Genomic DNA, 13,159 nt, shown 5'->3' on the forward strand with positions numbered 1-13,159 from the left:
GAACATCACAGTTGCCCGGAGGTGAAGACCTTTGGCCGGCAGTAGGGAACGTGTCCGGATCCAGGGCCGTGAACTGGTGGTCACCAACCTGGACAAGGTGATGTACCCCGAGACCGGCACCACCAAGGCGGACGTCCTGGCGTACTACGCCGCCGTCGCACCCGTTTTGATCCCCGCCGCGGCAAACCGGCCGGCCACCCGGAAGCGCTGGGTCAACGGCGTGGGCACCGCCGAAGCTCCGGGCCAGATGTTCTTCCAGAAGAACCTGGACGAATCCACTCCGGGCTGGATTCCGCGCGCCTCCATCCGGCACAAGGAGCGCACCAACCAGTACCCGCTGGTCAATGACGCCGCCACGCTGACCTGGCTGGCCCAGATGGGTTCGCTGGAAATCCACGTCCCCCAGTGGCGCGTGGACCCGCACGGGAATCCTATGAACCCGGACCGGCTGGTGCTGGACCTGGATCCCGGCGAGGGCGCCGGCCTGGCGGAGTGCGTCGAAGTGGCCCGGCTTGCCCGCGCCATCCTGAAGGACGTTGGCCTGGACCCTGTGCCGGTGACCAGCGGCAGCAAGGGCATCCACCTCTATGCCGGCCTCGACGGCACGCAGGGCTCGGACCAGATCTCCGACTTCGCCCATGAACTTGCCCGCGCCTTGGAGGCGGACCACCCGAACCTTGCCGTCAGCGACATGAAGAAGACGCTCCGGACAGGAAAAGTGCTGGTGGACTGGAGCCAGAACAATGCAGCGAAGACCACGATTGTCCCGTACTCCCTTCGCGGCCGGCTCCGCCCCACGGTGGCCGCCCCGCGGACCTGGCGCGAGCTGGCCTCCCCGAAGCTGAAGCAGCTGGACTACCGGGAGGTCATGCGGCGCGTGAAGGACGGCAAGGATCCGTTCGCGGCGGTCTCCGCGGGCGGCGGCCATGTGCAGGACCATCCGGGCAGCGATACCGCCGGTTCGGGCGGCCGGTCCGGCGGCGAGGCAGGACATGGAACGGCCGACGGCGGCAGCGGGGACCCGCGGTTGGAAAAGTACCGCTCCATGCGGGATCCGGGAGGGACACCGGAACCGTTCAGCGCGGACCGGCACAGGGCAGACCCTGGCGCGGGCACCATCAGGGAGCGCTTCGTCATCCAGGAGCACCACGCCAGCCGCCTGCACTACGACTTCCGGCTGGAGCGCGACGGCGTCCTGGTGTCCTGGGCCCTTCCGAAGGGAGTACCCGCCAGCGGGACCCAGAACCACCTCGCCGTCCAGACCGAGGACCACCCCATGGACTACCTCGATTTCGCCGGCACCATCCCCAAAGGCCAGTACGGCGCCGGAACCGTCAGCATCTGGGATCACGGGTACTACGAATGCGACAAGTGGATCGCGGGCAAGGAAGTCATCGCCACCCTCACGGGGGCCGACGGCGGCGGCCTGGGAGGAACGAAGAAATTTGCGCTGATCAGGACCAGCCGCGACAGCGATCAGCAGCACGGGGCAGAACAATCGCAGTGGCTCATCCATCTGATGGACCGCAAGCCGCACGCAGCTCCGCCGGCACCCCGTGCCCCGTCAGCAACAAAGAAACCGTCAGCATCAAAGAACCAGGACGGAGCGGCTGATGCCCGGTCGGATCCCTCACCTGATGCCACGCCCGACTCCTCATTGACCTTTTCACCTGACATCTCGCCAATGCTGGCTGGTGCCGGGACCACCGCGGATCTTCGCGGCATGGACTGGCAGTTCGAGCTGAAGTGGGACGGCGTGCGGGCGCTCGTTGTTGCCGACGCCACCAGGATCCGGCTCATCAGCCGCAACGGCAACGACGTGTCCGCAAGCTACCCGGAACTGACGGACCGCACCTGCTGGCCGGAGCAAAGCTTCATCGCCGACGGCGAGATCGTCGCCGTCGGGCCTTCCGGGCGGCCCGATTTCGGGCTGCTGCAGACGCGGATGAAACTGACCAAAGCGGCCGACGTCGCCAGGGCCCGGGCCGCCACGCCGGTGCAGCTGATGGTGTTCGACCTGCTGTCCGTCGCAGGTGAAGACCTCCGCCTGACGCCGCTCAGGAAACGGCGGGCCCGCCTGGAGCAGCTGGACTGGCCGCAAGGCCGTCCGGTGCACCTGTCGGAGGTCCTGGACCACGAGGTGGAGGACCTCCTGGAAAGCGCCAGGGAACTGGGCCTTGAGGGGATCATGGCCAAACGCATTGACGGCCGCTACGTCAGCGGCGAACGCAGCAGGTCGTGGCTGAAGCTAAAGTTCGAACGCACCCAGGAAGTGGTGGTGGGCGGCTGGCGCCCCGGCAAGGGGTCAAGGCAAAACTCCGTGGGGTCGCTCCTGGTGGGCATCCCCGACGGCGCCACCCTGCGGTATGTGGGACGCGTGGGCAGCGGCTTCAGCGACCGGGAGCTACAGGAACTGCGGCTGCAGATGGACACCTTGGCGAGGAAGACCTCTCCGTTCACGGAGGTACCTGACGCGGATGCCTCCGACGCGCACTGGGTAACCCCTGAACTGGTGGGCGAGGTGACCTTCGGGGAGTGGACCGGCGGCGGGAAGCTCCGGCACCCGGTGTGGCGCGGCTGGCGCCTGGACAAAAACGCTAACGAGGTCGTGGCAGAGTCCGGCTGACGCCGTGTCCCGGCCCGCCCGGGTGTCCCGGCCCGCCCGGACATTCGGGCACGCCCGCGGGCACCGGAAGACACACGAAAAAGCCGGGCAACACCTGGAACAGGTGTCGCCCGGCTGCGCGTTTACGAGGAGTGCGGCATTTGTGGCCGGCCGGTCCGGTGGACCGCGGTGACCGCTGCCTCATGGCCCATCCGTCCGTGAGCGGTGCCGCGCTCTTTGGGATGACGGCGTTTGCCGTTGCCGTCCGGCCACTGCTTGCCGCCGTTAACCGGGCCGGCGGGGGCCGTGAACTCCGGCGCCGGCGCCTCGTCCATGGACTCGGCCAGGTGGCTGGCCAGTTCCGGCTCGAGCTGTCCCCCAGGATTTTTCTCAGCCATTGTGCTCTTCCTTTCCGCGTTGAAATGAAGTGTCCACCAATACTAGGTCTGCAGAAACTGCTTGTCTGCAGGACCTACCAGCGGACTTTTTTCTGGACAGGGCCTTGCTTGCCGCTTGCATGCGTGGGCTTGTGGCCGTGCGAAACGCTCTTCGATCCGGCGCCCCCACGGGACTTGCTGGCGAGCATTTCCCGCTGGGCGTCCGTCAGCCTGGACTTGACCCCCTCGGCCTCCGGCGCCCGTGTCTTCGGGTCTGATGCGGGCTCGGCGTTCTTGCTGTTGGTTTTGTCGGTCACGGAAGCTCTCCTTGTGGGACGGAATCGGGTGGCGGTGATGAGGTTCGGACGCGCACGCTGGAAGATCGCCATGGAGAATCGACGACGGCGGGGGTCGCCGGAGGGGATCAATGCGGAGGTTCGCCTCAGCTAGCGTGGGCCGGTGGATGCGGCAGGCGGGACAGGCCAGCAGGTACAACCGCTGACGGCCGCGGGCCTATCCAAAGATCAGTGTTCCCATGGCTCAACCTTAGACAGTGATCCGGCCCGTTGGAACCCCCCGTTTGGGATGGATTCCGGCGCCGGGCGAACGCGTGCTGCCTGCGCCCGCAAAGGCAGTTTTTCGGCGCTTTGGGGCGCTTTTTGGGCCGGTCGGAGAAAAAGGTTTGGTAACGATGCGCCAAGCCGCCGGATTTCCAGTAACGGCGCGGTGAAACAGCGCAAAAGAATTTCCGCTTCCGGCCCTGGCAGGTGCCGGAAAGCCCGGATCATACGCCACCGAACTCGGAAACACCATGGGAATCGCGTAAAATTGAAAGCCTGCCCGGAGCGGGGCAGCTACAAGTCGCAAGCAAATGACCTCCACAGGAGAAGCCCAAATGCCCACAGACCGAAGCATGACCGACTCTTCAGCAGGCGCGAACAACGCCCGCGGAACCGACAATATTGTGCCCCCGGGCGCGGCGCCCCAAAGCGCCAAGAAGCCGAGGCTGTTGCCTCGCCGCAGACTCAAAGTCTCCGACGTCAACGTCGTCAACAAGCCGATGCTCAAGAAAGCACTCGGCGGAACCATCGTGGGCAACACCATGGAATGGTACGACGTCGGAGTGTTCGGCTACCTGATTACCACCATGGGTCCGGTGTTCCTGCCGGAATCCGATCCGTCCACGCAGACGCTGTTCCTGCTGGGCACGTTTGCCGCCACCTTTATCGCCCGCCCGCTTGGCGGAGTGATCTTCGGCTGGTTCGGTGACAAGGTGGGGCGCCAGAAGGTCCTGGCAGCAACCCTGATGCTGATGGCGGCAAGTACGTTCGCCATCGGCCTCCTCCCCGGCTACGCGCAGATCGGACTGTGGGCGGCTGCCCTGCTGGTGCTGCTCAAGATCGTGCAGGGCTTCTCCACCGGCGGCGAGTACGCCGGAGCAACCACCTTCGTGAGCGAGTACGCCCCGGACAAGCGCCGCGGCTTCTTCGCCAGCTTCCTTGACCTCGGAAGCTACCTCGGCTTTGCCATGGGTGCCGCCCTCGTGTCAGCCCTCCAGCTGACCATGGGCCAGGCTGCCATGGAGGAGTGGGGCTGGCGTATTCCGTTCCTCCTCGCAGGTCCGCTGGGCCTCATCGCGGTGTACTTCCGGAGCAAGATTGAGGAATCCCCGCAGTTCCAGGCAACCCTGGACGCGCAGGAAGAGCTCGGCAAGGAAGCGGCCAAGTCCTCGGATGTTGCCGCCAAGGGCCCGGTGGGTGTTGTGAAGGCGAACTGGCGGCCCATTATCGTGGCCATGATCCTGGTGGCCGCCGCGAACACCGCAGGCTACGCGCTCACGTCCTACATGCCCACCTACCTCACGGAGTCCAAGGGCTACGATCCCGTTCACGGCACGTTGCTGACCATCCCCGTGCTGGTGGTCATGAGCCTGTGCATTCCGCTGACCGGCAAGCTTTCCGACCGCATCGGACGCCGCCCTGTCCTGTGGATCGGCGCCGTAAGCACCATCGTGCTGGCAGCACCTGCCTTCCTGCTGATCGGCGTCGGCGAAATCTGGTCGACTCTGGCCGGCCTTGCACTGATCGCCTTCCCGGTCACGTTCTACGTGGCCAACCTGGCATCGGCCCTGCCTGCCCAGTTCCCCACGTCCAGCCGTTACAGCGCCATGGGCATCGCGTACAACTTCTCCGTGGCGATCTTCGGTGGCACCACGCCGTTCATTGTCGCGGCGATGATCACCGCAACCGGCAACGACATGATGCCCGCGTACTACCTGATGGCCACCTCGGCCATCGGTGCGGTGGCCATCTACTTCCTGAAGGAATCGGCCAACCGGCCCCTGCCGGGTTCCATGCCCAGCGTGGACACCAAGGCTGAGGCCCAGGAACTCGTGGCCACCCAGGACGAGAACCCGTTGATCAACCTCGACGAAATGCCGTTTGAAGACGAACTGCGGGAAACCGAAAAGGTTCCTGCGAAGGCCTGACCTTGTAGTCCGGAGCCCCGCCCGATGAGGCCTGCTTTGCACGATGTTCGTTTGTGACAGCGTGCAAAGCAGGCCTCCCGCGCGTCTGGCAGACTTTTTGGCGGAAGAACGCACAGACGACAGCTCTGACGAACCACAGCACGGAAGATCGGAGGGACCTGTGAACGAAGCCCTCCTCCGGCACCTGCGCACCCTGCACAGCCTCGGCCCGGCCAACAATGATCATTTGTCCGCCTTGCGCGTGGCGGTCAGCGTGGCCGTCCCCTCGCTGGCCCTCCTCTTCCTCGGCCGCCCGGACCTGATCATCTATGCCGTGTTCGGGGCCCTGACCGGGATGTACGGACGTTCCGAGCCCCACCAGCTCCGCCTCACGCACCAGGCCCAGGCCGCCCTGGTCCTGCTCGGTGGCGTGGGCGTGGGCGTCTTCCTCTCCGTCAACCACTTGCACTCGTGGTGGCTGGTGGGCGTGGAAGCCGTTCTGGCCGGCGTCGGCTCGATGTTCTCCGACCGGGTAAACCTGAAGCCCAACGGCCCGTTCTTCGGCATCCTTGCGCTGGGTGCGTGCGCTTCCGTCCCCACCACGGTGCCCTGGTTCGCAGCCGTTCTCATCGCCGCCGCGTCCGCGGCCTTTTCCATCATGATCGGCTTTGGCGGCTGGGTCCGCGGCCGGACGTGGCAGCCCGGCGCCGCCCGGACGGCAGAACCCCTCAGCGGACCGCGCAGGCAGGCTGCACTGATCCATGCGGCCCGGTACGTCATGGCGGTAGGTTCCGCAGGCACCATAGGCGTCCTCAGCGGCAGCGGCCACCCGCACTGGGCCATGGCCGCTGCAGCCGTTCCGCTCGCCGGAGCCGACCTGCCCAGCAGCGTGCACCGCGGTCTCCACCGCATGATGGGGACCTTCCTCGGGCTGGGGCTGGTCGCCGTCGTGCTTCTCCCGGGCCCCTGGGCCCCGCTGCGGTTGTTTCCCGGAGCGGAAGCCGCCGTGCTGGCGCTGCTGGTCATCGTGTTCCAGTTCACCACCGAGCTTTTCATGACCCGCCACTACGGCCTGGCCATGGTGTCCTTCACCCCCGTGATCCTGCTGATGACGCAGCTCGCCGCCCCGGCTGACCCCCGTATCCTCATCACGGAACGTGCCGTGGAAACCGTGGTGGGCGCGGTCATCGGAATTGCGGTTATTGTGCTGATCCGGCGCCGGCGGAGCCCTCGTGCACAGGCCGCCGCGGCGGGCCCGACGTGAACCGTGCCGGCAATGCGCGGGACACCGCCGCAACCAGCTTGTACCGCTTGGTGGGGATGGACACCGCGCGGCCGCGTTCGTTGTCCGCCAGGCCTTCCCGGACCACCCGGTCGGCGTGCAGCCACAGCCATCGCGGGGCCACGGTCTTATCCATGCCCATGCGGTCGTGGAACTCGGTCTGGGTAAAGCCGGGGCACACCGCCGTCACCTTCACCCCGTTGCCGGCGTAGGCCAGGTTGGCCCACCGGCTGAACGTCACCTGCCAGGCCTTCGCTGCCGAGTAACTCCCCCGGTTGGCAAACGCCGCAACGCTGGCCACGTTGATGATCCGGCCCGAACCGCGCGCCAGCATCCCCTGCAGGGCGGCGTGGCACAGTTCCAGCGGCGCCTGGACATGCAGCCGCAGGTGCCTGCGTTCCTCGTCCAGGCTGTTCTGGTCGAAGGGCTTCAGCAACCCGGTCCCCGCGTTGTTGACCAGGATTTCCACCGGCCGGGACGGATCGGAAAGGCGTTCGACGACGGCGGCCACGCCGGCGTCGTCCGTCAGGTCCGCGCTAAGCACCTCGGCCGTGATGCTGTAGTTGTTCTCCAGCTCGTGCGCGGCGGCCCGCAGCCGCTCCGCGTCCCGGGCCACCAGCACCACGTGGTGGCCCTGCTCTGCGAGCTGGCGGGCGAACTCGGCGCCGATGCCCGCCGTGGCGCCGGTGATCAGGGCGGTGGTTCCGGGAACTTGTGCGGTCATGGCAGAAGCCTAGTGGCGCGCGCGCCGAGATGGCAGGTCGCGGCAGTGGTGAAGCCTGGGACTGCCGTGACATGCCACCTCGACGACGGGACTCGCCGGCCGCCCGGCCGGAGCCACCCTAGGCGAACGCCGCCAGCGGGTTCGCCAGCCTGCCCGCCATCTGCAGGCCTCCGGACGGATCCGTGAGGTCCAGCATCTGCTGGTTGTTGCGCAGCTGCAGCCGGTTGAGGCAGGAGAACTGGAAATCCGCCGCGAAGAGGTCGTGGCGGGCAAACTGGTCCGCGAGTTCCGGGTGCCCGGCCTGGTAATCGCGGATGGCTTCGGCCGCGGTGCGCCAGAACTCCCCGCCGCTGAGGACGCCGTCTTCCTCGAGGAGGGCGCCGAGGAACCGGAAGATGCAGTCGAACACATCGGTGAAGATGGCAAGGACCTTCTCGCCGTCGGGAATGTCCACCTTGATCCGGGACACGGCTTCCGGCAGCTCGAGCCGGTCTCCCATCACCACGATTTCCTCGGCGATGTCCTTCATGACGGCCCGCACCGGCACACCGTCCTGGAGCACCAGGATCACGTTCTCGCCGTGCGGCATGAAGGCCAGTTCGTAGCGGTACAGGCAGTGGACCAGCGGAACAAGGTACGCCTCGAAGTATCGCCGGAGCCATTCCCCGGGCTCCAGTCCGGACTGTTCGATCAGCGCGGACACCATGGGCTTGCCGGCCGCATCGACGTGCAGGAGCGAGGCCATGGTGGCCAGCTGCTGTCCGTCTGCCAGCAGCGGCAGGGGGCTTTCCCGCCACAGTGCGGACAGCATCTTCCGGTAGGGCGATTCCTTGGCCGCGGCCGCTTCGTAGTATTCGTTGTGGTATCCGATGGCGGCCACCTCCCGGATCAATGCCAGCCCGCGGTCCTGGAGGGCCGCGTCGCTGCGGATCAGCTCCTGGAGCCAGTCATTGATGGCCGGCGTGGCCTTCATGTACTGCGGCGACAGCCCCCGCATAAAGCCCATGTTCAGGACCGACATGGCCGTTTTGACGTACGTTTTTTCCGGCGCGGTGGTGTTGAAGAAGGTCCGGATGGACTGCTGGGCCTGGTAGCTGTCTGCGCCGATCCCGAGGTGGACGATGTGCTGCCGGGCGATGTCGGCCGCGAAGGTCACAGTCAGTTTGTTTTCCCACTGCCACGGGTGCACGGGCATGAAGAAATACCCCGCGGGGTCCAGGCCAAGGGCGCCGAGCTCGGCGTCGAAGAAGGCCAGGGCGCCGGCCCCGAGTTCGGCCTCAAGGTGGGCGGCATAGTCCAGTCCGGCGCTGGACGTGAACACTGCCTTGCTCCGGCGCACCGCAATCCACTCCAGCTGCACGGGGGCGCCGGCTTCCGGGGCAAAGGCACGGTAGTCGCTGATGCCGAAGCCCAGCCGGCCGTTGTTGGCCACGAAGCAGGGGTGGCCCTCGGTCATGCTCCGTTCAATGGCCTGGAAGTCCGTGGCGGCGTCTGCCCCGCGGGTCACACCGGCCGCCAGTTCGGCGGACGACGGCTGCCCGGCCCACTGCTTGTAGGCATGGCTCGAAAGGGTGCTGCTGACCTCCTCCAGGTAGACCGGGAGCATCTCCTGCCGGATCCCCAGGGTGTTGTGGAATTCAGTGATGAACCGGAGCGCGTCCAGGGGTGCGTCCTGCCCGTCGCGGCTGCAGGTGATGGAGGCGGCGTCGACCGACCAGTGCTCAAGGTGCAGGATCCTGGCGGAGAACCGGTATTCGACGGATGCGTCGTCACTCAGCACCCGGTAGGCGTGGAGCTGTGACGCGGACCCGGCGCCGTCCCCGTCACCGGGCCCGGCGTTGTCGCCGGCGCTGGTCCGCTCCGGGCTGAGGATGCGCTCGTGGGCGAACTCGGCGAGCGCTTTGCGGACGAGGTGCCGGTTGGCCGCGTCCCAGCGCTCCGGAGTGAGGTGGGTTGCGGCGTTACCTGCGGCGAGGACGGATTCAAGGTCAGCGGTGGTCATCGTGATACTCCCTGGCGGATCGGGGACTGGCGGATCGGGGACTGGCGGATCGGGGACTGGTGCCCCGGGGGTGAATGGAGGGCTGCGCGGGCCGTGTGGAAGGCCTCCCGCGTGCAGAAGCTGAGGAGGGCCTGCTTGTCCGGCAGGGCCACCTCTCCGGCAGGCCGGAAGCCCAGCCGCTCGTTGAGGACGTGGATTTTATGGTTCCGGGCGTCCGGTTCCACCACAACGCGCTCCACCCTGTCCTTGGCGAAGAGCCGGTCCAGGACCGCTTCCATCACCGCTGCGGTGTAGCCGGTGCGCGGCGGGCCGGCGGGCGGGGCCACCAGCAGGTGCATGCCGATGTCGCCCGGCTGCACGGCGTACAGGCCCGCCAGCGGCGAGCGGACCGGGAGGTACTCCTCCATCAGGAAGGCGGGGACGCCGTCGTCGAGCCCCAACAGGGCATGATGGTGCCCGCTGGACTGGATCTTCGAGTATTCCGCCACAACGTCCGCCACGGTGGCGGACTGCATCCCCCAGAAGGAGGCATAGGGCCGGGTGACCCAGCTGTGGAGGAGTCGGGCGTCGGCGTCGGGGTCGAAGCAGCGGAAGGTGAAGCTCATGCGCGTACTCCTGCGGCCCCGGCCATGACCGGCTCTGCCATCGCCGGCGCCCCGAACTGCTGGAAGGCGATGCTTCGTTCCACGGGATAGACCTCGCGGCCGCAGATCTCGCGCAGGATGCAGGAGTTGCGGTAGGCCGCCATGCCCAGGTCCGGCGTGACGAAGCCGTGGGTGTGGAGTTCGGCGTTCTGGACAAAGATTTCGCCGGGTTCGACGCCGGTGCTGTAGTTGCGCTCCACGGCGAACCTGCCGCTGGTGTCCCTGGCAATCCGGCCCTGCACCCCGGCCAGGAACTCCGGCTCGCGGTAGCCGTAGCCGGTGGCAAGGACCACCGCTTCGGTGTCCAGCGAGTAGTCCGCCCCCTGCTCCCCGTGCCGCAACCGGAGGGTGTGCGAACCGGCGGCCGGGTCCCACGATGCGCCGGTCAGCGCCGAGTGCGTCAGCAGCCGCGTGTCCACCAGCCCGGAGAGGCTCTTGGTGTACAGGAGGTCGTAAATGGCGTCGATGAGCTCGGAGTTGATGCCCTTGTACAGGTTCTTCTGGCTCTTGATGAGGCCGTCCCGCTGCTCCTGCGGGAGCCCGTGGAAGTAGTCCACGTACTCGGGCGAGGTCATCTCCAAGGTCAGCTTGGTGTACTCCAGCGGGAAGAACCGGCCGGACCGGGTGACCCAGTTGAGCTGGTACCCGTGGACGTCGATCTCCTGCAGCAGCTCGTAGTAGATTTCCGCCGCACTCTGGCCGCTGCCCACGATGGTGATGCTCCGCTGCCGCTGCAGTTCACTCTTCCTCGACAGGTACTCGGCGTTGTGGAGGACCAGCCCCCCGCTGCCGTTGGCCGCCGCGTCCACTATGCGGCCACAGGCTGCCGGCACGTACGGTGACGTGCCGGTGCCCAGCACCAGCCGCCGTGCGCGCAGCACCTCCGGCCCCGCGGGGCCGTCCACGGAGAGCGTGTACACGCCGTCGTCGTACGTGACCTCGCGGACGTCCGTGCCGAACCGCACGGAACTGAGCTGGCCGGCCACCCACTGGCAGTACTGGTTGTATTCGGCGCGCAGCGGGTAGAAGTTTTCCCGGATGTAGAAGCGGTACAGCCGGCCCGTTTGCTTGAGGAAGTTCAGGAACGAGTACGGCGACGTGGGGTCGGCGAGCGTCACCAGGTCCGCCATGAACGGGACCTGCAGGTGGGCCGGTTCCAGCATCATGCCCGGGTGCCAGTCGAACGAGTCGCGGCGTTCCAGGAACACCGCATCCAGTCCGTCCACGGGCTCCGCGAGCGCGGCGAGCCCCAGGTTGAAAGGCCCGACGCCGATACCGGCGACGTCAAAGATGTGTGCGCCGCTCACGCCGCCGCCTCCTGCCCGGCAAGCAGCGCTTCGCCGGTACTGCGGAGCAGCCCGATGATCGCGTTGATGTCTTCCGGAGTGGCTTCAGCGTTGAGCAGCGTGAACTTGAGGTAATGCCTGCCAGCCACCCTGGTTCCCGCCACCACCGCCTCGCCCGAGGCAAATACCGCAGCCCGGATTGCCGGGTTGAGGGTGTCCGCATCGTCTTCTGCCAGGCGGGTGCCGTCAGGCTGGACCGGGCGGTAGCGGAACACGAGCGTGCTCAGCTGCGGCGCGGCGGCCAGCTCGAAGTCGGGGTCCGCGTCCAGGGCCCGTCCGGTGCGGGCGGCAAGGTCGATCGCCTCGTCCAGCAGGGCGCCCACGGCGTCCGCCCCCATGATCCGGAGCGTGAGCCAGAGCTTCAGGGCGTCGAAGCGGCGCGTGGTCTGGATGCTCTTGTCCACCTGGTTGGGGATGTCCGCCAGGGCCGCGCTTTCCGGGTTGAGGTAGTCCGCGTAGTAGGTCACGTGCCGCAGCATGGCCCGGTCCCGTACCAGCAGGGCGCTGGAGCTGACGGGCTGGAAAAACGTTTTGTGGAAATCCACGGTGACCGAGTCAGCCAGGCCGATTCCGTCCAGCCGGTGTCCGTAGCGGCCGGACAGCATCAGGCCGCCGCCGTAGGCAGCATCCACGTGGAACCATGCGCCGTAGGCCTTTGCCAGGGCCGCCAGTTCCGGGAGCGGATCCACCGCTCCGAAGTCCGTGGTCCCGGCGGTTCCCACCACGGCCATCGGTACCAGCCCGGCATCGGCCGCCTGCGCCAGGGCGCTCGCCAGTGCGGCGGGGTCCATGCGGTGGTCCGCCCCGTACGCCACCGGTACGACGGCGTCGTACCCGAGTCCCAGCATCGATGCTGACTTCCGGATGCTGAAGTGGCTGTCCTCGGATGTAAAGACCCGCAGCTTGTCCAGCAGGCCCGGCAGCCGGAGGGATGCGTTTCCCGGCAGCGTCCGCAGTCCGGCCACGGCATGGTTGCGGGCGATGAGCAGGGCCTGGAAGTTGGACTGGCTCCCGCCGGAGGTGAACACGCCGTCCGCGCCGGCGCCCAGGGACAGCCGCCCCGCGGTCCAGTCGATCAGCCGGCGCTCGATCATGGTGGCGCCCGCGCTCTGGTCCCAGGTGTCCATGGAGGAATTCACGGCGGAGAGGATGCTCTCCCCCACCAGCGCCGGGATGACTACGGGGCAGTTCAGGTGGGCGGCGTACTTGGCATCGTGGAAGTACACGGCGTCCTGCAGGTACACCTCTTCAAGTTCCGCCAGCGCGGCGGCGGTGTCCGGCAGCGGGGAATCCAGGTCGACGGCGCCGACGCGCGCCTTGAGTTCCTGGGGCCCGACGCCGGTAAAGGGCCGGGTGGTCCGCTCCAGTTTGGTAGCCACGGCATTGACCCCCTGGAGCACCTGCGCCACGTAGCGGGGCGCATTTCGGGAGTTGAAGAGGTGGTTGGTGGCGGCGAGGGCGAGCTCCACCCGGGAGCCGAAATCGTGCCCGCCGGTCGGGGCAGGCAGGTCCAGGGGTTTCTCGTCCACACGGGGCAACAGCGTCACAAGGTTTTCCTTTGGTAGGCGTTTGGAGGCGCGCTAACGTAGCAAGGCAAGCCTTACTTAGGTGAACCTTTTAGTCAAACTTTTGTGAGCTAATTACTGAATTGGCGGATTTTCGGGGTTTTCGAAGCTCAACGGAGCGTCATTGACTGTCGCTGGAAGCGGCGT

General features: G+C 67.0%; 10 protein-coding genes. 3 read left to right on the plus strand and 7 right to left on the minus strand.

The annotated features are described in order from the left end of the window. Positions 1–31: 31 nt before the first annotated feature. Entirely contained in the window at positions 32–2,626 is a 2,595-nt protein-coding gene (locus RW112_RS07810) for an ATP-dependent DNA ligase (RefSeq protein WP_317781204.1), read from the plus strand. A gap of 122 nt (positions 2,627–2,748) precedes the next feature. On the opposite strand, the gene RW112_RS07815 is transcribed toward RW112_RS07810, so the two are convergent. Both RW112_RS07815 and RW112_RS07820 read right to left on the minus strand, forming a co-directional pair. Next, the gene (locus tag RW112_RS07815) at positions 2,749–3,003 is read right to left on the minus strand and encodes a hypothetical protein (RefSeq protein ID WP_317781205.1); all 255 of its coding nucleotides are present in this window, start codon (positions 3,001–3,003) and stop codon (positions 2,749–2,751) included. Positions 3,004–3,077: 74 nt separating this feature from the next. Then, on the minus strand, positions 3,078–3,299 hold the full coding sequence (locus tag RW112_RS07820) for a hypothetical protein (protein ID WP_317781206.1): 222 nt from the start codon (positions 3,297–3,299) through the stop codon (positions 3,078–3,080). Between the two features lie 578 nt (positions 3,300–3,877). Here RW112_RS07820 and RW112_RS07825 point away from each other — a divergent pair. Both RW112_RS07825 and RW112_RS07830 read left to right on the plus strand, forming a co-directional pair. Further along, complete coding sequence (locus RW112_RS07825; RefSeq protein ID WP_317781207.1) at positions 3,878–5,470, plus strand: MFS transporter; 1,593 nt, start codon at positions 3,878–3,880, stop codon at positions 5,468–5,470. Between the two features lie 160 nt (positions 5,471–5,630). Beyond that, positions 5,631–6,713, plus strand: coding sequence for an FUSC family protein (locus RW112_RS07830; RefSeq protein WP_317781208.1), 1,083 nt, complete (start codon positions 5,631–5,633; stop codon positions 6,711–6,713). On the opposite strand, the gene RW112_RS07835 is transcribed toward RW112_RS07830, so the two are convergent. The 5 genes from RW112_RS07835 to RW112_RS07855 form a co-directional block, all read right to left on the minus strand. After that, positions 6,649–7,455 carry an SDR family oxidoreductase gene (locus RW112_RS07835; protein ID WP_317781209.1) on the minus strand — a complete coding sequence of 269 codons (807 nt, stop codon included), beginning with the start codon at positions 7,453–7,455 and terminating at the stop codon, positions 6,649–6,651. The genes RW112_RS07830 and RW112_RS07835 overlap by 65 nt on opposite strands. A 118-nt stretch (positions 7,456–7,573) precedes the next feature. After that, positions 7,574–9,457 carry an IucA/IucC family siderophore biosynthesis protein gene (locus RW112_RS07840; RefSeq protein ID WP_317781210.1) on the minus strand — a complete coding sequence of 628 codons (1,884 nt, stop codon included), beginning with the start codon at positions 9,455–9,457 and terminating at the stop codon, positions 7,574–7,576. Further along, a complete protein-coding gene (locus RW112_RS07845; protein ID WP_317781211.1) occupies positions 9,454–10,062 on the minus strand; it encodes a GNAT family N-acetyltransferase in 609 nt (202 codons plus the stop codon). Before RW112_RS07845 ends, RW112_RS07840 begins: the two co-directional genes overlap by 4 nt. Continuing rightward, positions 10,059–11,408: a lysine N(6)-hydroxylase/L-ornithine N(5)-oxygenase family protein gene (locus RW112_RS07850; RefSeq protein WP_317781212.1), complete on the minus strand. Its 1,350-nt coding sequence runs from the start codon at positions 11,406–11,408 to the stop codon at positions 10,059–10,061. Before RW112_RS07850 ends, RW112_RS07845 begins: the two co-directional genes overlap by 4 nt. Then, positions 11,405–12,994: a pyridoxal phosphate-dependent decarboxylase family protein gene (locus RW112_RS07855; protein ID WP_411709879.1), complete on the minus strand. Its 1,590-nt coding sequence runs from the start codon at positions 12,992–12,994 to the stop codon at positions 11,405–11,407. Before RW112_RS07855 ends, RW112_RS07850 begins: the two co-directional genes overlap by 4 nt. Between the last annotated feature and the right edge of the window lie 165 nt (positions 12,995–13,159).

It is taken from the genome of Arthrobacter sp. B10-11 (genome assembly GCF_033142195.1).
Lineage (GTDB): Bacteria > Actinomycetota > Actinomycetes > Actinomycetales > Micrococcaceae > Arthrobacter > Arthrobacter oryzae_C.